Raw genomic sequence first — 22,257 nt, 5'->3', positions numbered from 1 at the left:
ACGGGCGCGCGGGAAAGCATGTATGTACGGACAGATATCCGCGCTGTAGGTTTATCAGCTTTTTCTGCGCCTTATCTGTATGCCGCCGAGATTTGAGCCGAGCGATTCGCTGATATTCCTGTTATCGCGCTTGTTCTGCTGTTTTTTCTTATCCTTGCCGCCGCGCTTTCTTTCGGGCTTGGGTGCTGCGGGCTTTGAGGGGTCGAGCATGGTCAGCGAAACTCTGCCGCGTTCCATATCTACATCAAGCACCCACACCTTTACCACATCACCGACTTTTACGACCTCCAGCGGGTGTTTGATGAACTTGTCGCTTATCTGCGAGATATGCACAAGACCGTCCTCATGCACACCGATATCAACAAATGCGCCGAAGTCGATGACATTTCTTACAGTGCCCATCAGTTCCATGCCCGGTGTGAGGTCTTTGAGTTCCATGACATCGCCGCTTCTCATAAGGGGAGGAGGCAGTTCGTCACGGGGGTCACGACCCGGCTTTTCCAGTTCCTTGACGATATCTGTCAGTGTGGGCAGACCTGTGTCAAGCTCTTTAGCCAGCGCTGAAAGGTCAATATTTTTCATGGCTTCGGTGAGTTTTTCGGTGTTGCCGACTTCACTTTCATCTATTCCGCACTTATCCAGCAGAGCCTTAGCCGCCGCATAGCTTTCAGGGTGAATGCCTGTATTATCGAAGGGATTCTTAGCTTCGGGCACACGCAGGAAGCCTGCACACTGCTCGTAAGCCTTAGCGCCCAGCTTCTTTACCTTGAGAAGCTGTTTCCTGTCGGTGAAAGCGCCGTTCTCTTCACGGTAGAGCACGATATTCTTAGCAACTGCCGAGTTTATGCCTGCTATATATGAAAGCAGTGAATATGACGCGGTATTGACATCAACGCCCACCGAGTTAACGCAGTCCTCGACAACTCCCTTGAGGGCATCGTCCATGCGTGCCTTAGGCATATCATGCTGATACTGACCGACACCTATCGCCTTAGGGTCGATCTTTACCAGTTCTGCCAGAGGGTCCTGCAAACGCCTTGCGATGGACACCGCAGACCTCAGCGAAACATCGTAATCGGGGAACTCTTCCGCCGCCAGCTTAGAAGCCGAGTAGACCGATGCGCCCGCTTCGGATACCACCATGTAGCTGACACCGCCCTCCATGCCGCGTATCATATCTGCGGTGAACTCTTCGGTTTCGCGGGAAGCTGTGCCGTTGCCTATCGCTATGGTGGTGACATTGTACTTCTTTATCATGCCGCTGAGCTGTTTTTTAGCTTCTTCCCTGCGGCGTTCGCTCTGGGTAAGATAAACGATGGTGGTATCCAGCACCTTGCCTGTTTCATCGACCACTGCGCACTTACAGCCGTGAGCATATCCCGGGTCAAGACCGAGAGTGACGGTATTCTTGACAGGAGGTGCCATGAGAAGCTGACGCAGGTTCGAGGAGAACACCTTTATAGCACCTTCCTGCGCGTTCTGCGAAAGTTCAGCCCTTATCTCGCGCTCAACACTGGGGGCGATAAGTCTTGTGAAGCTGTCCTCACACGCCGCCGCGACCAGTTTGCCGCAGGCAGAGTCATTCTGCACATACTGCGCCTTGCATATCTCTTCGCCCATACCTTCGGGGACGCTTATGCTGACTTTCAGCGCGCCCTCCTTCTCACCTCTGTCCAGTGCCAGTACACGGTGACCTGCGGTCTTCTCCACGCCCTCGCTGTACTCGAAGTAATTCTTGTACACCACATCTGCGTCTTCAGCGGCGGCAGAAGAAGATATCTTGCCCGACTTGTTATAGGCTTCACGCAGTTTCTTTCTCAGTTCTGCGTTATCGGAAACATCTTCCGCGATTATATCCATAGCGCCCTGTACAGCGGCGGCGGCATCTTCAACGCCCTTTTCTTCGCTGATGAAAGCCTCAGCTTCGGCGTTGGGGTCGGTATTTTCAGCCTGAGCCATGATAAGTTCAGCCAGCGGTTCAAGACCCTTCTCCCTCGCAACCGAAGCGCGGGTCTTTCTCTTTGGCTTGTAGGGTCTGTATATATCTTCTACCTCCACCAGTGTAACAGCTTTTTCGATGGCGGCGGCTATATCATCTGTCATCTTGCCCTGTTCGGTGATGGTGTTTGAAACTTCTTCCTTACGCTTTTCGAGATTGCGCAGATAGGTCAGTCTGTCGAACAGTTCACGAATTACCTGGTCGTCCAGCGAACCTGTTTCTTCTTTACGGTAACGCGCAACGAAAGGTATAGTCATGCCCTCGTCCAGCAGTGCAACGGTATTGTCTACCTGTTCCTGTCTTATGCTGAATTCCTGCGCGAGCATTTTGTTTATTTCCATTATCTTACTCTCCTTTTACTGTTTTTACAAGCAGATATTATCCTTATGAAGTTTTATTATAACATATCTTCACGAATTTTGCAAGCAAAAAAAGCACTCCCATCGGGCGGAAAATTTCGTCAAATCAGGCAAAAACAGTGCTTTCCCAAAACGCAAGACGCCCCCTGCCGTTGCCGACAGGGAGCACCTTGCAATACGTTATTTTAGGAGGACAATCTTTAATTCAATTTTTTGATGCCCTTTACATGGGCTGCCACCTTTGAAAGGTCGGTGACATTGATCTTGCCGTCGCCGTTGATATCTGCATCGATATCCTCGCCCAGCGGCTTTATGCCCTTGATATGGGCTGCCAGCTTGGAAACATCGGAAACGTTCAGCTTGCCGTCGCCGTTCATATCGCCCTTTTCCTTCGCTGCGGGAGGTTCGGTGGTGTCAGCATCGCCTGTGGTGACATCATCGGTGTCGTCAGGTTCATCGGGGACAACGGGAATATCAGGCTCAGGTTCAGGTTCGGGCTGACGGTCGATAGCTACGAAAGCTATGTCGCTCTTCTTGGCGAGTTTTTCAGCATATGAACCCTCATAACCGTAAATGGTGAATATCGGCTTGATATCCGGCTGGTTGAAATCGAACGCCCTTGTACCGAAGCCTATCTTTTCCGAAAGCAGAGTCAGTTCGGTCAGAGTGGGGCATTCAGCAAAAGCGTATGAACCCACTGCGGAAACATTCTCAGGAAGAGTCACAGCATGCAGGCTGCCCGCTCTGTAGAATGCGTAATAAGCAATGGTCGTAAGGCTCTTCGGGAAGTTTATCTCGGTCAGTGCGGAGCATTCCGAAAAAGCGTAAACACTGATGGTATCAACGCCCTCCATCAAAGTGAGGCTCTTCAAACTGCTGCACTTGTTGAACGCATACATGGGTATCTCTTTGATACTGCCTGGTATGGTCACTTCTTCAAGAGCCGAACAGCAGGTGAATGCCATATCGCCTATTTTTTCAACACTGTCGGGTATCTCGACAGTCTTCATGCTGGTGCAGGAGTTGAACGCTTCATCACCGATGGTGGTGACGCTGTATGGTATAGTCATATCGTGCAGACCCGAAGCAAAGTAGAAAGCGCGCTTGCCGATGGTCTTTACAGTATCGGGTATCCTGACACCCGTGACCATGCTGTTGCCTGCAAAAGCATTCTCGCAGATGAGAGTCGCGCCGTAGGGTATATCAACATGACCCGAAGCATTCTTGCCGTCGATGACCATGTTGTTGACCATTACAACAGGGTACTCAGCCACTTTCTTTTCAAGCCACTTTGTACCGAAGAAAGCATCGCCGCCGATATATGAAACGCTCTTGGGTATGGTGATATTTTCGAGGTTGTCACAGCTCTTGAAAGCGTCATAGTCGATGGTTGTGACACTGCCGGGTATATTGACGCTCTTAAGACCGTGACAGCAGCCGAATGCGAAAGAACCTATGGTGGTCAGGCTGTTAGGCATGCTTACTTCGGTGATATCGGTACATCTTTCAAAAACGCTGTCGCCTATGACCTTGACACCGTTCGGTATAACGACCTTGCCTTTGCACTTCTGACCGTTTATAACAACGCCGTTAAGCACAACGAGGGGGTTTTTAGCCTGCTGAGCGGTCATCCATTTTGTACCGTCAAACACCTTGCCGCCGAAATCGGTGACATTAGATGGTATGTTTATCTTATCGAGTGCGGAGCAGTAGATGAACGCGCCGTAGTCGATGCCTGTGACACTTGACGGTATGTCAACGCTTGTAAGTGACGAGCAGTAGCAGAAAGCATAACTGCCGATGAAAGTGACAGTGTCAGGTATGCTGATGCTCCTGAGGCTGTAGCAGTACGAGAAAGCGTTGGACTCGATACTGGTGACACCTGCGGGTATGGTGACGCTGGTTATGTCGGTATTACTGCTGAAAGCATACATGCCTATACTTGTGACAGGTACGCCGTCTATCTCGGAGGGTATGACAACATTGGCAGAACTGCCTTTGTACTTTGTTATCATAACACTCGTCCTGCTTGAACGGATATAATCGAAATCTGAATTTTCATCTGCACTTGCAGATACGCAAGACCTGACAGCAGATGCAGTTTCGGGCAGTGCCGCACCGCCGAAAACGAATACCAATGCGAGAATACCTGATATTATCCTTTTGTTCATAAATCTTCCTCCTCTTAATAATTTGATGACCACGAAACTTTTCGTATTGCATTTTTAATATATATATCAAGAACAGCTTTCAAACAAGGCATTATCCAAATAACTTCTTTGTTAATTCTTTTGATATATATATAACTTACATATATTGCTTTCTATGTGTAAATTATACACCCTTTCTTAATATTTGTCAATAGGTTTAGAATTAAAATTTTCTTCACAAAATTTTATTTTTTGACTAATAACTTTTTGCTAACATTTTGCCATTACTTACATAAAGGGGGGGAGAGTCATGACCGAACCCAAACAGCTGTTTGAAGAGATATACGATGCCACCCGCGAGAGCGCTTTCCGATACATCACGGCGAAGTGCCTTTCCATCAGCGACATCGATGACATATATCAGACCACTTTTATAAATGTGTACAACGCCATAGTGAAGCGCGGTGCGCCCATTGAAGAGCCTGAAGCCTTCGTGATACTGATAGCAAAGCGCACACTTGCGAAGTACTACCCGCTGGCAAAGCGTCTGCGGGCGCAGATATCGCTGAGCCGCGATGAGGAAGAGGGAGGGCAGGCAGACCTCCCCGATGACACAGATATCGAGGATATAGCCGCAGACCGTCAGCTGATAGAGCGCATAAACAAAGAGATAGGCAAAAAGCCGCCTGTCACGCAGATGATAATATTCATGTACTACTACCGAAGTATGACCATCAGAGATATCGCAGAGGTCATGGAGATGAGCGAGAGCGCGGTAAAGGGACACATCTACCGAACGACAGAACATCTCAGACGACTTTACAGAAAGGAGAACGGGCAATGACCGAAAAGGAACTCATCAGAAAAGCCGTCGGGCTGACGGCTGATGACAAAATACTTGGTCTGACCGCTGACGAGATACTTTCGGGCGGCAAGGCAAAGCTAAGACGCAGACACATCGGTGCGGCGGCGGCGGCTGTGGCGGCGGCGGTCATAGCTGTGGGTTCTGTCAGCTGGCTGACACGCTCACGCCTGCCCGAACCTGCCCCGCATGAAGAAAGTGCGGTCATCACATCGGAGGAAAGTTCGGATCCGGAGATAGAGCGGGAAGAAATTTATAGTGTGCCTGCCGAAACAACAGCCCCCGACAAGGACAGCCACGCGGTAACAGAGGAAAGCACAAGCAAGGCGGCAGCTGCACCGCCCGACAGTCCGTCCGTTGTACGGGAAAGTTCAGCGGGAGTATCGGGCAGGGCTGAAAGTTCATCGAGAGTGACTTCACATGCGGTGACGGAAGCACCGAAGACTGACGAGCCGTCTGCGGACATACCGTCGGGCGATACATCAAAAAGGACTGATGTATCTTCGGGCAGAGATGAAACATCAAGAAGGAGCGATACTTCAAGCAAAGCCGATACTTCAAGCAAAGCAGACACTTCAAGCAGAAATGACACTTCAAGCAAGGCTGAAAGTTCAAGTACTGCGGACAAGGACAGTTCACGCGAAGCATCATCACATGCTGAAAATTCAATGGCTGAGAGTTCACAGTCCGATAAAACAGACGAAGCATCACCTGCGCCTGACTTTGAAGCTGAAAAACTTAAACTTAAAGCCATTCTTGAAAACAGCGGCGCAGAGATACTCGGATATGACAGCGGCACTTTCGACGGATATATTGCGGTAAAGACAGATCCGAATGACGGCAGTATCGCGCTGATAGACAGTTTCGCCGCACAGGAGGATATCCCGAAAGAAATGATACTGCTGATACCGAAGACAGAAAGCGCTGACGGCACTGTCTGCGATATATGCGAGATATACAGACTGCTGTACGCCAAACTCGAAAATATCGGATACCAGGCTTACCTGAGAACAGAGGGCTTGACGACTCTCAGAGAATACCTCAGCAAGGGGGAACTTTCGGCGGGAGTGATATATGTAACGATACCGCAGGACGCTAAAGAAGAGGTTGAAGAGTTCATGGAGAAAGAGCGCATAAACAGGTCACAAGTGATATTAACATTTTTGTGAGTGCGCTGAAAAAAGGAGAAAAGCCCGCTGTTTTCTGCCGACTGTAAGCTGTCGGGCGGCGGGAAGAAAACAATTCAGGACAAGTGCTGACGTTCTGAGATATGGAACGCTCAGGGGTCAGCCGCAAAAACGGAATGGGGGTAGTTTTTATGTTGAAAAAATTATTTGCATTTATCACAGCACTGGTACTCGCCGCAGGCGGTCTGAGCGCTTATGCAGAAGCAAATGAGGACGAAGTTTTATTGCCTCCGCCTCACGAGAAGTGGGTGAGCGACTATGATGAGGTCGAGGCAGGAGTACTTAAATACATCAAGGACAACGGGCTTGATGCGAGGGTAGTGCCGCCTGAGGAAAAAAGTGTCTATGACCGACTTGATTCGGTGACGGTACAGGGTGACGAAAAGACAGTCAAGCGCATAATGGACTACAGCACGCTGCAGGGATATATCTTTAAAAGCGGTTCAGGCGTGGTAACAGGTCATTATTATACAGACGAAGGCAGCGAACCATCGCCCGAACCGAAGCCCCTCGCCCATGTGGACGGATTTGAGGTGCTCAACAGTTTCGGCAGCTACACATGGAACGAAAAGCTGAACAAACAAAGCTGCATCAGCGATGCACCCGACAAGGACGCAGTCTATGTAAAGGGCTGGTTCGGCACCGACTTCAACAGCTGTATCACTTATTCGGCGGGCAGTTTATGCAGGCTGAACAACGAAGACATCTGCAAGCGGCTGAAAGACTGGTACAGAGATTACAGCCTGACCGATGATATGCGCGAAAAATTCGCACCCGGTACGGTATGCGATATCGCCATACTGCGAAACTGCGAGGTAAATTTCTTTGATGAAAGCGGCGAACAGATAACCATATTGCTCAGCTATATCATGACTGACAACTATGGCACAGTCCCCGCAGTCAGGTTCTCTTTCGATGACAGCAGTCACAGATATTCGGACTATCGCTATGAGATAGTTGGCGATGACTGCCCGCTTCTGGAGATATTCGAGGGCATCGAGAGCTTTCTGGGCGATCTTGACAAAGCTGTTGACTACGACTTCCTTACAGGCGACATAAACGGCGATGATGCGCTGAACGTATCGGATATCTCGCGTCTTGCGGCACAGATAAAGGGCATAAAGCCTGTAGGTGCTGAAAAGATGAAGTTCGCGGACACAAATGCTGACGGCAAGATAAATGTCACCGATATGACAACGCTGGCGGCTAAGGTCAAGGGCATTGGCGGCGGCATCAGGGACAACGAACTTATCTGCAGCATGTTGACGAAATACGCCCAAAAGAAAGGCATCGTGGTGAAGATAGAACCTCGCGGCATGGGAACCGAACTTTCCGAACACAGCCGGCAGGTGGTCGTACACTTAAACGCTGACGACCCCGACAATGCAGAAAAGCGCAGACTGCTGGAAGAGTTCATGAGCCGCAAGATGATAGACCGAAGCAGTGTATTCTTCTATGAAGAGGCGGAAGAACCGATGTTCACGGTGATAAAGTCAAACGCTGAGAAAAACCTTGACGACACCGACATAGAAAAATGGCTGGACAGCTATGGTGACAGGCAGGCGGCTTACGGCTACACCTCCCGCGCGGTATCGCCCGAATACTACAGCAGCGGAAGCCTTTGCAAGGCACTCGATGACTCTGCTGACAACAGGCTGAGGGCATGGTATGAGAATTTTAAAGCCCCCGCAGAAACAGTCAGCGGTTTTGCGGAAGATGACGGCTCGGCGGTGGAGAAGCTGTATTTCTTTGACAGCAGCAGGAAGCAGGTCACTATCGAACGTTCGGGCAGCATAATAAAGATAGACGGCAAAGCCTACGCTGCGGCAAGCCTGACAGACTGTCCCGCAGCTGAGATATTCGCAGAGCTGAGAAGCTGCATAAACGAGTTTGACAGCGGCATCACCGATGAAAGATACACCATTATCCCCCTTGAAGAGGGCGAAACAGCGTCAGGTATTTTCGATGCACCCCTCAGTGCTTACGAAAATCGCTGTGTATACATATGGTTCAAGTCGCCCGAAACTGTGTCGGGCAGCTTTGTAAGGCTAAACAGCCCCGCCGACTGGAGAAATTACTCAGACTTTGCAAAGCAGCGTGAGATCCCTGCGGCGGCAGACTACAAGCTGTCGGACAAGCTGCCCGACAGCGGCATTTCGGCGGAGATATATTTCCGCGAGAGCAGCGGCAAGCCGATCTGTCTGCGCACGCAGCAGCGCCTTGACAAAAACGGCAACATCTGTTTTGTATTCAATGACGGCAAGGAACTTTACATGGCATCTGACCTGCCGATGCTTGACCTTGAAAACATCGTTCTCAAGGCTGAGGGATATCTTGATGGGCTTAAGGCAGAGTGATATTTCAAAAGGCATAAAAAGCGGACAGCATCAGCTGTCCGCTTTTATCGTTTGTCAGTCTTTAATGCAGATCTCTGCAATGGCGTTGGCGTACATATTGAGGTTATACCTGAAAGTTTCCATAGTGATATGCTCGTCATCGCCGTGCATGTGGTTGTCTTCATCGGGGAACTCAGCACCGAAAGCCACTGCACCCTCAGTGTTGTGAACGTAGGTTATGCCGCCCTCAGCGATGCAGTAGCCCTTTTCACCCTTGACACGCTCATACACCCGCAGGAGTGTCTGCACGAAGTCGCTGTTCTCGTCAACATAGTGAGGTTCCATGCCCTCGCAGGTATCTATCGCGAAGCCCGCATCTTTCAGCGCTTTGGTGATAATACCGCTTATCTCCGCATAAGTCCTGTCTATGGGGAAGCGTATATCGATGCCGCCGCAAAGTCTGCCGTTTTCGGTCTTTAAGATCGTGAGTGCGCAGGTCATTCTGCCCGACACCTTATCTTCAAAGCCCAGCCCGCATGCAGTGCCGTCATACCCGCCATGCGGGAACAGCTTTTTCAGCCCGCCCAGCAGAGCGTTTCCGCCGTTATAGCCGTTCAGGAACTTAGTGATGGCGTTATCGCCGTTCTCGGGGCGCGAGCCGTGTGCAGAACGACCTGTGACCAGCTTGTTTTCGCCGTTTTTGAAAGATATCTCCATTCTGTCGGGTATGGCGTTTATAGCCATGCCTGCACTGATGCTTTCTATCTCAGAGTCCTCAAAAGGTGCTGAGAAAGTCAGGTGTACCATGCCCTTTTCGCAGTTCAGAACAGGGAAAGAGCCGTCGGGAGTGAATACGTTCGGCGGGAATTTCTCGCATTTTTCGTAGTATTCCATATCGGTACAGCCGTTTTCCTCGTTGCCGCCGAAGATAACACGGAAATTCTTCATGGGCAGACCCATTTCTCTTATTGCCTTTACCGCCCAGATGACAGCGGTGGCAGGTCCTTTATCATCGATAGTGCCCCTGCCGTACAGCACACCGTCATCGACAGTCAGCCTGAACGGGTCATACTTCCAATTACTGCTGACAGGCACAGTATCGAGGTGTGCAAGTATTCCCAGCACAGGTTCTTCGCCGTCAATAAAGTCGCCGCGCACCGCGTAGTTACCGAAGTTTTTTGTAGCCATGCCCAGCGCCGCGAGTTTACTTTCGCCCCACGCCAGCGCTTTTGCAGAGCCTTCGCCAAAAGGCTTTACCTCTGCATTTTCATCGGCAATGCTGTTGATGGAGATCACTTCATCAAGGTCAGCCAGTATCTCCTGCATGTGCTCGTCAAAATACGCCGCAAATTTAGCGGCAAGTTCGTTCTTGTCCATATTGTTTGCCTTTCTATCCTATCGGTCTGTGAAGCCTTGTCGCGGCATACAGCCGCAGTTATCTTATCTCCCACGCATGACCCTTAGGGTGCTTGGCGGGAGGTCTTTTATTGGTGAGGGTCAGAAGCATTATCTGCGATGGGTTATTTATGCGGAGTTTCCCCAGACCCGAAGTGACTGCCATGACAGTATCGCCCGACTTGTATACGCCTTTTGTATATTTCGGGAAGAACTTCCTTTCGGTGGACAGCACGCCGCCTATCACGGGAAGTCTTACTATGCCGCCATGCAGGTGACCCGAAAATACGAAGTCAGCGCCCCACTCGGCATAAGCATCCAAGAACAGCGGGTTATGGGCGATGAGCAGTGAGCATACTTTTTCATCACGTCTGCCGATATACCTTGCTATGGTATCGCCGTCAGGCACAGGCAGGTCATGGAAAGAGCCGTCCTTGTTGATGAAATATTTCAGCGGCAGCTGAAGCCCGTAGACATTCAGCCTTTCGCCGCCCTCACATATGACAGCTATCTCATTCCTGAGAGCATGTACGCCCAGACTTTTCAGCTTATGGAAAAGAGCGTCCATAAGTTCGGGGTCGTAGGGTTCATGGTTGCCTGCGGCGTAGTATGTCGGGGCGATATCATTGAGTGCCTGCATCAGCTTCACCTTGCCGCCCAGTTCAGTTTCGGTGCGGCTGTAAAGGTCGCCCGCAAGAATGATATAGTCAGGCTGAGCCGCCCTGACAGAATCCAGCAGGAAGCAGTAATCCTTACCGAACTTTTTGCGGTGCAGGTCAGCCAGCAGAAGAATTTTTTTGCCGTCAAAAACATCGGGCAGTTTTCTGCTATAGATGGTTTCCTCATCAACTATCAGCTGTCTGTTGCCCAGCAGGGCATTAACACCTGCCAGCAGCGTGCCCGCCGCCAGCAATGCAGTTTTCCATTTCATATTTTACCTCGATATCCGATATTTATCACTGATGTGTTATCTGTATGTGTCGGCGCATTTCAATGCCGTCAAAGCTGTCGAGCTAATATCACGGGGGCATGGGAACGTCCTCTTTCCGTCGTTCTCTTTGTTCGCCCAACTTGTTTTGTTTGTCGCGTTTGGACTGCTTCCACGATTGAGGGCTCTGCCCTCAAACTCCCGCCACCCTGTATACCAAATCTTTGATTTGGTATATGCGAAGAGGGTGGACGGAAAGCTCAACTCGCGCATAGCTTTGTGTTCTTACTCGGCTTTGTTGGGCGGCACAGCATTCTCGCGTCCATGCCAATAATTATGAATTATGAATTATGAATTGTTTAAGTCTGTCCATCGCCCACTGAGCATGTTTATACCCATGCTCGTAAAGCCTTTTCAGCTTATCCCTGTCACCCTCGATGCGTTCCACACCAAAAGTCGTCTTCGGCGTGAAAACAAACAGCTTCCCCGCACGCGATAATGCCATTATGTCCTCAACACATTTGTTGTAACGTGCCGCCCTTGTCGCCATAGCCCGCGCAAATTCAGGGTGTTTCGCATATCGCTTAATGCACAGCTTTGTCATGGAGTCAGTCTGTTTGCGGTAGCTTCGCGGGCGAGTAAGTATGACGATATTCTTATCGCACCCCATCTCCATAGCACGCCGATACGGTATCGGATCAGCAATACCGCCGTCAAGATATTTCTCACCGTTTATCTCTATCTCAGGGAAAAGCATCGGCAAAGCACAGCTTGCCCTCAGCTTTTGCCATGTTTTATCTTTTTCATCAACAGGCAGATATTCAGCCCTGCCTGTGCGGACATTCGTCACGACTGCATAAAATTCGCCCTTATACTGCCCGAAAGTTTCATAATCAAACGGCAGAAGTTTATTGGGGATCGTATCGTAATCATAATCAAGATTATAGTAACTGCGGTTTTTGGGGTCTATAAGATGTTTCAAGCCCATATATTCGGGGGTAGGCATGAACTCGGTGGCAAGGCGGTAATTTCTGCCGCGCTGTTTTGAAGCATAGCTGACACCGAATGCCGAACCTGCTGACACGCCGAATATCTTATCAGCCATTATGCCGTTTTCAAGCAGTGCATCAAGTATCCCGCAGGAATAGACTGTCCTGCTTGCGCCGCCCTCTAAAGTAAGTCCCAGCATTTTATCACCTCACCGAACTTTCCGCCGCCGACTCGATAACTGCGGCAGTTTCTATCTTATACTTTCTGCCCATATCCCTGAAAACGGCTGTAAGTTCGTCCATAGTATTCTGTGTAGCATTATCGTCTTCGATAAGGGCGACGACTTCCCTGTTCATTTTATTCATCGAGAAGATATCCTTTATCTCTTCGAGGGTTATCTCACTGCCCTTATACAGGAAAGTACTGCCCGACACTTTGATATTCTCATAAACGGTGGGGTCGGAAGAAGCAGTCGATACAGAAGAAGAGGACACTGCCGCAGAAGAACTTACGCTCTTATCATCATCTGCCGAGATAAGTGTCTTATCGACACCGCCTTTATTTTCGGGCTTGCCGATGCCGTCGAACAGACCTAGCAATTCAGCCAGCAGCAGTGCGACGATCGCTATCAATATCAGCATAACGATAGTAGCCATTCTTGCATTTTTCCTCTTTTTGAGGTTACGTTTCTGCAATTCGGCATCTTCGCGGAACATTCTTTCGACTTCTTTTTCGATGCTCATAGCGGTTTTCCTCCAGTCTAAGCAAGGCAGTTTTTGAGCAGCTGCACATCACCACTTTATTATAGCACATTATTCTTTAAAAGTAAAGTGAGGAAGAGAATTGATTGACTTTAGTTCAGCGGTATGATATAATAAAAAAAGAGATCGGCTCAACAATTCACAATTCATAATATGACTATCCCTTTAGCACAACGGCTGAAAATGCGGTAAACAAAAGGATAATTGATCGCTGTTTTTTGTTGTGTGTCAGCGGGATAACCATGATCCATAATTATTGGCAGGAGCGTGAGAATGCTGTTATAGCCAAAAACACATTTCTTGTGCAGGGCGGTAGGCGTGACCCGAACAGCAAAGACCATATAACTTTAAGGAGGATAAACCCATGTTCAACAATACAAAAAATTATTCAGTAGGCGTTATCGGTGCTATGAAAGCCGAGATAGATGCCCTCAAGCCCAGACTCGAAAACGGCGGCACTGCCACCGTCAGCGGGGTCGAGTTCGTCTATGGCGAACTTTTCGGCATGAATGTCGTGGCGGCTGTGTGCGGTATCGGCAAAGTTTTCGCCGCTATATGTGCTGAGGCTATGATAGTCACTTTCAAGCCCGATGTCATCATAAATGCGGGTGTCGGCGGTTCGCTGACCGACAAGCTGGATATCGGAGATGCGGGCATCGCAACAGCTGTTGTTCAGCACGATATGGACACCACTCCTCTGGGCGACCCTAAGGGGCTGATATCGGGTATAAACAAAGTATACTTCGACTGCGCCGATGAATGCGTTTCACTGCTGACAGAAGCCGCCGCCGAACACGGCATCAACTGTGCCAAGGGCGTTATAGCTTCGGGCGACTGCTTTGTTAACAGCGCCGCAAAGCGCGATGAACTCAGGAACGATTTCAGCGCCATAGTCTGCGAGATGGAGAGCGGCGCGATAGGTCATGTCTGCTATGTCAACGGCACACCGTTCGGCGTGCTGAGGACTATCTCCGACAACGGTGATGACGAGTCCCACAACGACTACGCAGTTTCGCTGAAAAAAGCCGCCGCCGCCGAACTTGATATTTTGGAAAGTTTCCTCAGAAAGCTGGGCGAAAAACACGCCTGACAAAACATATCCCCGAAGCGCTTGTGCGGTGCTTCGGGGATCTTTTCTATCGATTTGAAGTGCGGTCAGCCGTTGACGGGCTTGATCGACCGCTTTGACCCGCACACAGTTGCGGTGTTTACTTTGTCTGCGTCATTATTTGCTTGCTTTTCTGTTTTTCAGCTTTTCCACCACTGTGTCTTTCAGGAAAAATCCCGCTATGCCCAATACTGCCGCCGAACCTATCAGACATATCACAGGTACTATATTGCCATCAATGGCATTACTGCCCAGCAAGGTAGACATCAGTATCGCAGGCAGTCGGCAGGGCATGACATAAAGGAAGAAATCCCTCCGCTTGACAGGAGTCAGCGGTACAAGGTAGGATATGACATCTTTCGGTATGCCAGGTATAAGGTAAAGTATCACCAGCACTTTTATAAGACCCTTTTCGTCCTGCAAAAACTTGAATTTCTTCATCACCTTTTCGTCAACAAATGCTTCCACCAGCGGTCTGCCGAAACGGCTGACCATAAGGAAAATGACCAGCGTCCCCAGCAGTATCCCTCCAAAACTCAGAAGACACCCCACGAACCACCCGAACAGCACTCCCCCGATTATCTGCACAGGCGGTATCACCGCGATAATTACCTGCACCGCCTGTATCAGCACGAAAATGCCCATCGCTTCAATTCCCGAATAGCGTGTTTCCAGCGTTTCTTTCAGCTTCTCCATACCTGCTTCGGTGCGAAGTTCCTTGATAAGGGGCATGCAGGCGACAGTGATTCCCGCCAGCAGAAGCAGTATTATGACCACCGTAACTATCTGCACTGTCCGCTTGTTTCGGCGGCGATGTCGTTCACGCAGTTCATCGGCTTTAGTTTCTATCTCTTCTTTTATATGTTCTATTTCTTCAGTAAGTTTGTGTTCTTTCATTTTGTGTCACCGTTTCTATCTGATATGTCAGCAACTCTCAGTTATTGACTTGCACCCCTGCTATTTTCTGCGCAGTATCTTCTTTCTGAACCAGCCGATGTACACTTCTATCACCAGTGCAAGGAACTTATCGTAGACCAGAAAACATATCTCAGCTTCAAGCCACAACAGCGGCAAAGCATATTTCCCGAAAAACTCCGTACCCTCCAGCATATCCATTGCGGGGAACAACAGCTTGAAAAGGTTGTAATAAATTACTATCGCCGCGTTGAATACCGCCAGCTTCACCAGCCATACAAATAACTTTTTCTTCTGCTTTGACAGCCAGAACTGCAAGATCGGGTAGTAGCCCATGAATAATATGAACAGCAGTGAAGCCTCAAAATTCGGGGTGATGAACAGGCACAGCAGACTTACCGCGCAGTAGGTCGCTATCGCCCATCGGCTGTCAGTTTCAACTATCATGACCACCATCAGCACACCTGCAAACACAGGTATGGTGTAACTCAGTCCGGGCAGGAACGAACTGCAAAACATCAGCAGCAGGCAGACTGCCGCACAAATGCCGCCCAGCGCCACGCGGAATGCCGTCGTGCCGCAGGTGCGTTTTTTTGTTTTCTCGGCGTTGGGCAAATGGGCACACTCTCCTCTTGATAATATCGACATCGCCGCCGCTGTTATTCAGCACACTTAATCCCTGTAAGGTCGGCTTTTGTCAGATATATGATAACATATCAATGTGTATTTTCTGTGATATGGCACACCCCGCGAAAACAAAATGCTCCCGCGATGTCATACGCACAAAAAAACGGACAGGACTGCTCGTCCTGCCCGTTACGGTATCTGTTATGCTTCGTAGTTCTCGTCTGCTGCGGGCTTTGAACTGCTCGCAGTGTCATCGGTGATGGTGATAACATTGTTGTCATCTGCCTGACTTTCATCGCTGTTCTCAGCTTCACTGCTCTCATCAGCGGTAACAGGTGTGCCAACTGCACCCGGCAGATAGTTCTCATATACCATGATAGCATCTTCGGTAGCTATCAGGTCGCCGTCAGACTTGGTGGTTATGCAGATATACTCCTTGCCGTTGTACTTGACAACAGTTGACAGGCAGAACATCGACTCGTCAGTGAAGCCTGTCTTGCCGCCCTCCAGTTCCGCATCTTCCGCGCCGTCCTGATCGGCATCTATGAAGTAACCGCCGAAACGGCTGTGCAGTATGCTGTCAAGCTCTATGCCATCTTCAAATTCCTGTGTGGGCTTAGTTGTCCACTTCTCAGCGAACATCACCTTGCGGCACACATCATTCTGCAAACATGCCCTTGTGATGACTGCCATATCCTGCGCGGTAGTGTAGTGCTGTTTGTCGTGCAGACCGCTGGCATTTACGAAGTTGGTATCTGTAAGACCCAGTTCAGCCGCCTTGTCGTTCATCAGCTTTACGAAATCCTTCTCACTGCCTGCGATGGCGTTTGCCAGACCCAGTGTGCCGTCAGCGCCGCTGGGGAGGATAGCCGCATACAGCAGGTCTTCCATAGTAGCTTCATCGCCTGCCACATAGCCTGCGCGGGAAGCATTCTCATCTATCAGCGGGTCGATATCCTTATCGGTGAACTTATATTTTGCATTCATATCATCGATATTCTCGACTGCCACCAGCAGAGTCATCAGCTTGGTCAGCGATGCGGGATATATCTTCTTGTCGTACTTAAGACCTGCGATAAGTTCGTTGCTGTCAGCGTCCATCAGCACAGCGGTGCTGAAAGTAGCGTCCTTAAGATTTATGACCTGATAGTCAGAAGAGATAGCGGGTATCATCGAAGGCTTTATCTCAGGCACCTCGACAGGCACCTCTTCCTCAGCGGTGGTGTCCTCTTCTGGAGTCGTTTCCTCCATACTGTAGCCTTCGGGGATACGTGCAGTTACGCTCTCGTTCGCCTTGATGGACTTTCTGCCTGTTACCACCATCAGCGCACAGCTGACCGCCAGAATTATTATCATGACCAGCACCGCGACTATTGCAGCGCCGCCCTTACGGTTGGTGTTCTTCATTTCTCCTTACCATTCCTTTCAAATCATATATCAGCCTGTTGCAGGTCTTCTTCGTTTTCAGTGTGTTTTTCAGCCATGATAGTGTCATAGCAGTATGAAAGTATATCCTTGCGGGTGACGATGCCTATAAATATCCCCCTGTCATCGATGACGGGCACGAAGTTCTGATCCATGCTGAGCAGTATCAGTTCTTCGACCGTTGCCGAAACGTTCACGGGGCGCATCTTCACCTTAGCGGGTATCTTTTCCAGCGGATAGTTCTCCATCTCGCGGATATCATACATGCCCCGCTCGACCATGAACCTGAGAAAATCGCCCTCAGATACAGTCTTGACGAACCTGCCCTCCCTGTTGATGACAGGTACGGCGGAATAGCCGTGATTTTTCATCTTTTCGAGGGTCTGCCTTGCAGTGCAGTCATCATAGATATATTCGATACACGCCTTAGGGTGCAGTAATTTCAAGATATTCATCATTCAATCCTCAGAGGTCGTACCCATAAGTATATACCAGCGAAGTCAGTTCTTCATAGGATATTTTTTTCAGCTTTTCCTCATCAAAGCCCGCCTCCGTCAGTTCATCAGCCGTTACGTTCGCCGTGACGAATATAGCCTGACAGTAACCCAGCTTCTGTTCGGGCGACATGCCGTCAAAGTCTGCCAGCTTTGAGATGAACGAAGTGTCAAACACCGTTCTGTCCAGTTCATGGCTCTCGCCGTCGGTAGCTGTCAGTTCACCGCCTGCGCCGTACATTATCTCTTTTACAGTTCTTGTTTCGGTCATGCCTTCGTCACCGTTCTCCTGCTCGACCATATACCTTGTGGTATATCTCACAGGCACACCTGTGACCTTATCAAAGTAGAAATCCATGACCGTTATGTATGTGCCGCCCGTGTAGGTGTATTCCTCCACCTCAAGGTCAGCCGCTTCGTTCGGGTCAACATTGGTATCAGTGGCAGGAAGACGCTCTTCCACCACCGTTTCTATGAGCGTTTCGGGCTTGCCCTGCGTCCGCCTGCGATAGATGCCGCAGACATTGTCAAAGTCATAAGCCTCGCCGTTGACCGAGATACAGCCGCTCTCGCCTATCTCATTTGTCTGTACCTCATAGTAGTCGTCACCATCGACAACTCTGTAGATATCGGTATCGAAGCCCTCAGGGTCGGTATAGGTGAGCCGCAGCACATACTGCGAACTTTGCAGCATGTCATAAGCCTGCATGATGAACTGACCATCGACAGCAGTCAATGCAGGTTCGCCGCTGTCCTCGCCCGAAGTCGTCTGAGCGTCCTCAGCGCTGCTCTCCTCGACCGCAGAACTTGTTATATTCTTCTTTTTATCCGCCGCCTTGCTGCTGTCTTTATTTGTCTTGTCACCGCAGGAAGCACAGCACAGCACCAGCGCCGCAGCTGTCACAGCAGCCGCCGTTCTATATGCTTTCATCTTCTATCATTGTTCCTTTCGTGGACTATTCACAGGCACAGCCTGTCCGCAGCTGTACATCATTTATTATACACCCCGTTCACGTTGATGTCAAGTGAAATTTTAAGACAAAACCGCCCCTGATTTTAGTTAATAAGCATAGTACAGCCCTGTACGCGGCTATCGGTACGAAATATCGGATAAAAAAGCAAACTGATGTAAATACGGCTGTCCGTCCGCCTGCCGATGCAGCACAGCTTTTGCAGACTTTATCCTCGCATGCGTTCGTATACACTCGCATGCGTTCGCATACAGGCGCACATCAAAGCTATGCCAAGCCATGCGAAACATGCCAATAAAAAGACAAAGACAGATACAGACTGTCTTGTCGGTCGGTCTTGTCATGTCTGTCGGTCTATAGCGCACAGCTTTTGTTTTCTTTGCCGGCATGACGGCTGAAAATTCTTCTATCGCATTAATTTCGCCTTATCAGCGATATGTATCTCGCGGCAATAAGTGCTTTATTTTGACAGAATTATTGTGCGAAACGCCGAAAAGCTCATGAAACGCCGATTTTTTCAAAAAAAGTGAAAAAAGCACTTGCTTTTTTTCTGAAATTGAGTTATTATATTAAAGCACCCTTTCGAGGGGGTGGGCAAAGAGGTGAATTTTGTGGAAGAAAAGACTGTTGATGCGCTGATAGAGAGCCTTCCGAAAAAGGATAGGTATGACATCGGTGATCTGGTGGATCTTGTGACTGTACTGCGTGATAAGGACAAGGGCTGTCCCTGGGACAAGGTGCAGACTCACAGCACGATCAAGAAAGATCTGCTGGAAGAGGTCTATGAAGTCATGGAAGCTATCGATTTTGACTCACCTGCCATGCTGCGGGAAGAGTTGGGCGATGTGCTTTTGCAGGTGATATTCCATGTGGTGCTTGAGCAGGAGCGTGAGCATTTCGTGCTGGAAGATGTCATCACCGAACTTTGCCAAAAGCTGATAACCCGTCACCCGCATGTTTTCGGCAATGTGAATGCCGACACGGTGGACAAGGTGCTGACCAACTGGGATTCCATCAAGAAGGAAACTAAGGGTCAGGAAACATATACGGACACGCTGAAGAGCGTGCCGAAGAACTTCCCTGCGCTGATGCGTGCGCAGAAGCTGGGCAAGCGTGCATCGAGAGCAGGCGTTGACTTTGTGAAGAGCGAGGAAGACGGTACTGAACTTGACATGTATGCAGCGATAAGGTCGGCGCTTGGCAAGGTACAGGCGGCTGACGAAAAGGGCGAGGAAGTTTCAGCCGAGATAGGCAGTCTGCTGATGCTGTGCGCAAATCTGGCACGCAGGCTTGACTGTGACGCTGAGGAATGTCTGGCTGACAGCTGCAACAGCTTCGTAAAGAGGTTTGAGGAGCTGGAGCAGAAGAGCGGCGAGATATCGCAGCACACTGCGGGTGAACTTTACTCGTATTAAGATCGGAAATTAATGAATAAGCAATTATTCGTTAAATTGGCTTTGCAGTCTGACGTAAAAGCCATGTATAAAATTTTTGGAGGTTTTTTAAAATGAACAAGGCAGAACTTATCAATGTTATCGCTGAAAAGGGCGGTTATTCAAAGAAGGAAGCTGACAAGGCACTGGCAGCTGTACTGGATTCCATCACTGATGCACTGGAGAAGGGTGAGAAGGTAACTCTCGTTGGCTTCGGTACTTTCGAGGTAAGAGATAGAGCTGCAAAGGTAGCTATGAACCCTGTTACTAAGGCTCCTGTTGATGTTCCCGCAAGAAAGGTACCCGCATTCAAGGCAGGCAGCGCTCTTAAGGCAGCAGTTGACAAGAAGTAATATATAACTGAGATTCAGGCGGGCAGATATCTGTCCGCCTTTATTGTTGATGAGCGGAGGAACTATGAGATTAGACAAATACCTGAAAGTTACAAGGCTGATAAAGCGCCGCACTGTAGCAAACGAAGCCTGCGATGAGGGCAGGATAATCGTCAACGGCAAGGCGGCGAGGGCTTCTTACGATGTCAAGGTGGGGGATATCATCGAGATAGGATTAGGTCAGCGCCCCATCAAGGTAAAGGTGATGAACGTTACCGAATACGCCACCAAAGAGAATGCCGCAGACAATTACGAGGTAATATCATGACACAAGCCCGACTTCATATGAGGTCGGGCTTTTTATGCGGCTGTATCTGCATGACCTTGCCGTGATGGTAGTTCTCTTCTTTGGAGTGGTCGCCCTCCCGCCCACCCGCGAAGTTTTGTGCCTTGACTATTGACATGCTTATCCGTTGAACTGCTGACCATGCCGCGAAAGTTCGCCGTTCTGACTAAGCAACTGCACCACGACCGCCGAAGACGCTGTCGCTGTTCGGCTGGCACACGCGGGCAATTCGTCGCCCGCACATGGGGAGTGCTGTTCGCGGGAATTGAGTACGCGCTTTTCTTTGCGAATTGCCCGCTTTTGGGTCTGCACTCCCTACGTGTAGGGCGGGGGCGTTCGCGACTGTGTAGGCGTTACTCCCGCCGTGTTTACCGCTCTTTGGGTTGGAAGATCGCTGTTTTTGCGCCGCTTGTGGGCTTTCGCTTTGTTTTTCTCTTATTGTTTGATGTGCATTTTGGTTTTGCACTTCGGTGATTGAGGGCTCTGCCCTCAAACTCCCGCAAGCCTGCTGGCGCGAGGCTTGACCGCGCGCTTTTTCTCGCCCATCGCTTTGTGGTGCTTTTCTCACTTTGTCAGCGTCATGGTTCGCTCTCTTTTCCGCTGAACCGACTCACTTTCGCCCCTGCCAATAATTATGAATTATGAATTATGAATTATGAATTAAAATAAGCCTTGACTTTTCGGAGCAAGCGTATTATAATGAACAAAAATAAGGAAGGCAGGTGACTTTATGCACGATATCTGGAACCCCTGGCATGGCTGTGTCAAAAAAAGTGAGGGCTGTCAGAATTGCTATATGTATTTTCTCGATAAGCAAAGAGGTCTTGACGGCTCAAAAATTTTCCGCACAAAAGCAGGTTTCGATTACCCCCTCCACAAGGACAGGAAAGGAAGTTATAAGGTGAAATGCGGCGAGCAGATAAGGGTCTGCATGACTTCCGATTTCTTCCTTCCCGAAGCCGATAAGTGGCGCGATGAAGCGTGGGAGATAATGCGGCGGCGCAGTGATGTCATATTTTTCCTGCTGACAAAGCGCCCCGAAAGAGTCGCTGACTGTCTGCCCGATGGCTGGGGCGACGGCTGGGAAAATATTTTCTTCAATGTGTCGGCAGAAAATCAGCGCCGCGCTGACGAGCGCATACCCATTCTGCTGAGTCTGCCTTTCAAGCACAAGGGGGTCATGTGTGCGCCGTTCATCGGGCAGGTCAGCCTGCGGAAATACCTCGAAGCGGGGCAGATAGAACAGGTCTTGTGCGATGGCGAAAACTATGACGGCGCACGTCCCTGTCGGTATGAATGGGTCAAGCTGTTACACGATGAGTGCGAAGAGTTCGGGGTGAAATTCGTCTTTTGCGGTACAGGCAGGCGCTTCATAAAGGACGGCAGACTGTACTCCATCGAGGGGAGCGGTCTGCAAAGCGAACAGGCGCACAAATCGGGGCTGAGTGTGGCGGGCAAGCCGATATTTTTCGACCTGCGGGACGGTTTCGGTCTGCCGATAGATGAAAAGTACCGTTACAAGCCGAAATTCCGTGAGCGCTGTGAGAAATGCGGCATGCGCCCCTCCTGCAACGGCTGTTCCGACTGCGGCAAGTGCGAAAAGCCTGACGGCAAGGACTTTCAGAACAGGTAGGGGGCT

General features: G+C 49.7%; 20 protein-coding genes. 8 read left to right on the top strand and 12 right to left on the bottom strand.

Annotated features, from left to right (window positions below; all coding sequences use genetic code 11):
- Positions 1-54: 54 nt before the first annotated feature.
- The gene (locus tag CUS_RS03185) at positions 55-2,340 is read right to left on the bottom strand and encodes a Tex family protein (protein ID WP_004167407.1); all 2,286 of its coding nucleotides are present in this window, start codon (positions 2,338-2,340) and stop codon (positions 55-57) included.
- Between the two features lie 218 nt (positions 2,341-2,558).
- Entirely contained in the window at positions 2,559-4,529 is a 1,971-nt protein-coding gene (locus CUS_RS18470; protein ID WP_002847476.1) for a leucine-rich repeat protein, read from the bottom strand.
- Between the two features lie 289 nt (positions 4,530-4,818).
- Between CUS_RS18470 and CUS_RS03175 the strand changes: the two genes are divergently transcribed.
- The 3 genes from CUS_RS03175 to CUS_RS03165 all read left to right on the top strand — a co-directional run bounded on the left by CUS_RS03175 (position 4,819) and on the right by CUS_RS03165 (position 8,914).
- Positions 4,819-5,352, top strand: a complete 534-nt coding sequence (locus CUS_RS03175) for an RNA polymerase sigma factor (protein ID WP_004167414.1) — start codon at positions 4,819-4,821, stop codon at positions 5,350-5,352.
- Positions 5,349-6,539 (top strand): hypothetical protein, encoded by a 1,191-nt coding sequence (locus tag CUS_RS03170; RefSeq protein WP_004167447.1) that lies wholly within the window; start codon positions 5,349-5,351, stop codon positions 6,537-6,539. The genes CUS_RS03175 and CUS_RS03170 overlap by 4 nt, the downstream gene beginning before the upstream one ends.
- A 149-nt stretch (positions 6,540-6,688) precedes the next feature.
- Positions 6,689-8,914: a dockerin type I repeat-containing protein gene (locus CUS_RS03165; RefSeq protein WP_037276310.1), complete on the top strand. Its 2,226-nt coding sequence runs from the start codon at positions 6,689-6,691 to the stop codon at positions 8,912-8,914.
- A 54-nt stretch (positions 8,915-8,968) separates the two neighbouring features.
- Here CUS_RS03165 and CUS_RS03160 read toward each other — a convergent pair whose 3' ends face one another.
- The 4 genes from CUS_RS03160 to CUS_RS03145 form a co-directional block, all read right to left on the bottom strand.
- A complete protein-coding gene (locus tag CUS_RS03160) occupies positions 8,969-10,270 on the bottom strand; it encodes a M20/M25/M40 family metallo-hydrolase (protein ID WP_004167442.1) in 1,302 nt (433 codons plus the stop codon).
- Positions 10,271-10,328: 58 nt separating this feature from the next.
- Positions 10,329-11,219: a metallophosphoesterase gene (locus CUS_RS03155; RefSeq protein WP_004167449.1), complete on the bottom strand. Its 891-nt coding sequence runs from the start codon at positions 11,217-11,219 to the stop codon at positions 10,329-10,331.
- Positions 11,220-11,550: 331 nt separating this feature from the next.
- A complete protein-coding gene (locus tag CUS_RS03150; protein ID WP_004167440.1) occupies positions 11,551-12,405 on the bottom strand; it encodes a patatin-like phospholipase family protein in 855 nt (284 codons plus the stop codon).
- A gap of 4 nt (positions 12,406-12,409) precedes the next feature.
- Positions 12,410-12,949 carry a hypothetical protein gene (locus CUS_RS03145; protein WP_004167435.1) on the bottom strand — a complete coding sequence of 180 codons (540 nt, stop codon included), beginning with the start codon at positions 12,947-12,949 and terminating at the stop codon, positions 12,410-12,412.
- 382 nt (positions 12,950-13,331) lie between these two features.
- Between CUS_RS03145 and CUS_RS03140 the strand changes: the two genes are divergently transcribed.
- Positions 13,332-14,057 (top strand): 5'-methylthioadenosine/adenosylhomocysteine nucleosidase, encoded by a 726-nt coding sequence (locus tag CUS_RS03140; protein WP_004167458.1) that lies wholly within the window; start codon positions 13,332-13,334, stop codon positions 14,055-14,057.
- 135 nt (positions 14,058-14,192) lie between these two features.
- On the opposite strand, the gene CUS_RS03135 is transcribed toward CUS_RS03140, so the two are convergent.
- The 5 genes from CUS_RS03135 to CUS_RS03115 all read right to left on the bottom strand — a co-directional run bounded on the left by CUS_RS03135 (position 14,193) and on the right by CUS_RS03115 (position 18,467).
- Entirely contained in the window at positions 14,193-14,972 is a 780-nt protein-coding gene (locus tag CUS_RS03135) for a TVP38/TMEM64 family protein (protein ID WP_004167450.1), read from the bottom strand.
- 60 nt (positions 14,973-15,032) lie between these two features.
- On the bottom strand, positions 15,033-15,605 hold the full coding sequence (locus CUS_RS03130; RefSeq protein WP_002847477.1) for a hypothetical protein: 573 nt from the start codon (positions 15,603-15,605) through the stop codon (positions 15,033-15,035).
- A 213-nt stretch (positions 15,606-15,818) separates the two neighbouring features.
- A complete protein-coding gene (locus CUS_RS03125) occupies positions 15,819-17,024 on the bottom strand; it encodes a D-alanyl-D-alanine carboxypeptidase family protein (protein WP_004167444.1) in 1,206 nt (401 codons plus the stop codon).
- Positions 17,025-17,047: 23 nt separating this feature from the next.
- Positions 17,048-17,500, bottom strand: coding sequence for a CBS domain-containing protein (locus CUS_RS03120; RefSeq protein ID WP_004167430.1), 453 nt, complete (start codon positions 17,498-17,500; stop codon positions 17,048-17,050).
- 7 nt (positions 17,501-17,507) lie between these two features.
- Positions 17,508-18,467, bottom strand: coding sequence for a hypothetical protein (locus tag CUS_RS03115; RefSeq protein ID WP_004167437.1), 960 nt, complete (start codon positions 18,465-18,467; stop codon positions 17,508-17,510).
- 651 nt (positions 18,468-19,118) lie between these two features.
- On the opposite strand from CUS_RS03115, the gene mazG reads away from it, so the two are divergent.
- From mazG to CUS_RS03100, 3 genes are all read left to right on the top strand, one after another.
- Positions 19,119-19,922 (top strand): nucleoside triphosphate pyrophosphohydrolase, encoded by an 804-nt coding sequence (gene mazG / locus CUS_RS03110; protein WP_002847478.1) that lies wholly within the window; start codon positions 19,119-19,121, stop codon positions 19,920-19,922.
- Between the two features lie 92 nt (positions 19,923-20,014).
- The gene (locus CUS_RS03105; protein ID WP_004167415.1) at positions 20,015-20,293 is read left to right on the top strand and encodes an HU family DNA-binding protein; all 279 of its coding nucleotides are present in this window, start codon (positions 20,015-20,017) and stop codon (positions 20,291-20,293) included.
- Positions 20,294-20,357: 64 nt separating this feature from the next.
- Positions 20,358-20,600: an RNA-binding S4 domain-containing protein gene (locus CUS_RS03100; protein WP_004167427.1), complete on the top strand. Its 243-nt coding sequence runs from the start codon at positions 20,358-20,360 to the stop codon at positions 20,598-20,600.
- Between the two features lie 13 nt (positions 20,601-20,613).
- Here CUS_RS03100 and CUS_RS20620 read toward each other — a convergent pair whose 3' ends face one another.
- Positions 20,614-20,736: a hypothetical protein gene (locus CUS_RS20620; protein ID WP_004167410.1), complete on the bottom strand. Its 123-nt coding sequence runs from the start codon at positions 20,734-20,736 to the stop codon at positions 20,614-20,616.
- Between the two features lie 612 nt (positions 20,737-21,348).
- Here CUS_RS20620 and CUS_RS03090 point away from each other — a divergent pair.
- Positions 21,349-22,251 carry a DUF5131 family protein gene (locus CUS_RS03090; protein ID WP_004167445.1) on the top strand — a complete coding sequence of 301 codons (903 nt, stop codon included), beginning with the start codon at positions 21,349-21,351 and terminating at the stop codon, positions 22,249-22,251.
- Positions 22,252-22,257 lie beyond the last annotated feature (6 nt).

It is taken from the genome of Hominimerdicola alba 8 (assembly GCF_000178155.2).
Taxonomy (GTDB): Bacteria; Bacillota; Clostridia; order Oscillospirales; family Ruminococcaceae; genus Hominimerdicola; species Hominimerdicola alba_C.
This window is presented reverse-complemented; position numbering and strand designations above follow the sequence as displayed.

Excerpts from the sequence above, each read along its gene's own strand:
- CUS_RS03185 (WP_004167407.1), bottom strand. The coding sequence starts at position 2,340 with ATGGAAATAAACAAAATGCTCGCGCAGGAATTCAGCATAAGACAGGAA.
- CUS_RS18470 (WP_002847476.1), bottom strand. The coding sequence starts at position 4,529 with ATGAACAAAAGGATAATATCAGGTATTCTCGCATTGGTATTCGTTTTC.
- CUS_RS03175 (WP_004167414.1), top strand. The coding sequence starts at position 4,819 with ATGACCGAACCCAAACAGCTGTTTGAAGAGATATACGATGCCACCCGC.
- CUS_RS03170 (WP_004167447.1), top strand. The coding sequence starts at position 5,349 with ATGACCGAAAAGGAACTCATCAGAAAAGCCGTCGGGCTGACGGCTGAT.
- CUS_RS03165 (WP_037276310.1), top strand. The coding sequence starts at position 6,689 with ATGTTGAAAAAATTATTTGCATTTATCACAGCACTGGTACTCGCCGCA.
- CUS_RS03160 (WP_004167442.1), bottom strand. The coding sequence starts at position 10,270 with ATGGACAAGAACGAACTTGCCGCTAAATTTGCGGCGTATTTTGACGAG.
- CUS_RS03155 (WP_004167449.1), bottom strand. The coding sequence starts at position 11,219 with ATGAAATGGAAAACTGCATTGCTGGCGGCGGGCACGCTGCTGGCAGGT.
- CUS_RS03150 (WP_004167440.1), bottom strand. The coding sequence starts at position 12,405 with ATGCTGGGACTTACTTTAGAGGGCGGCGCAAGCAGGACAGTCTATTCC.
- CUS_RS03145 (WP_004167435.1), bottom strand. The coding sequence starts at position 12,949 with ATGAGCATCGAAAAAGAAGTCGAAAGAATGTTCCGCGAAGATGCCGAA.
- CUS_RS03140 (WP_004167458.1), top strand. The coding sequence starts at position 13,332 with ATGTTCAACAATACAAAAAATTATTCAGTAGGCGTTATCGGTGCTATG.
- CUS_RS03135 (WP_004167450.1), bottom strand. The coding sequence starts at position 14,972 with ATGAAAGAACACAAACTTACTGAAGAAATAGAACATATAAAAGAAGAG.
- CUS_RS03125 (WP_004167444.1), bottom strand. The coding sequence starts at position 17,024 with ATGAAGAACACCAACCGTAAGGGCGGCGCTGCAATAGTCGCGGTGCTG.
- CUS_RS03120 (WP_004167430.1), bottom strand. The coding sequence starts at position 17,500 with ATGATGAATATCTTGAAATTACTGCACCCTAAGGCGTGTATCGAATAT.
- CUS_RS03115 (WP_004167437.1), bottom strand. The coding sequence starts at position 18,467 with ATGAAAGCATATAGAACGGCGGCTGCTGTGACAGCTGCGGCGCTGGTG.
- CUS_RS03105 (WP_004167415.1), top strand. The coding sequence starts at position 20,015 with ATGAACAAGGCAGAACTTATCAATGTTATCGCTGAAAAGGGCGGTTAT.
- CUS_RS03100 (WP_004167427.1), top strand. The coding sequence starts at position 20,358 with ATGAGATTAGACAAATACCTGAAAGTTACAAGGCTGATAAAGCGCCGC.
- CUS_RS20620 (WP_004167410.1), bottom strand. The coding sequence starts at position 20,736 with ATGTCAATAGTCAAGGCACAAAACTTCGCGGGTGGGCGGGAGGGCGAC.
- CUS_RS03090 (WP_004167445.1), top strand. The coding sequence starts at position 21,349 with ATGCACGATATCTGGAACCCCTGGCATGGCTGTGTCAAAAAAAGTGAG.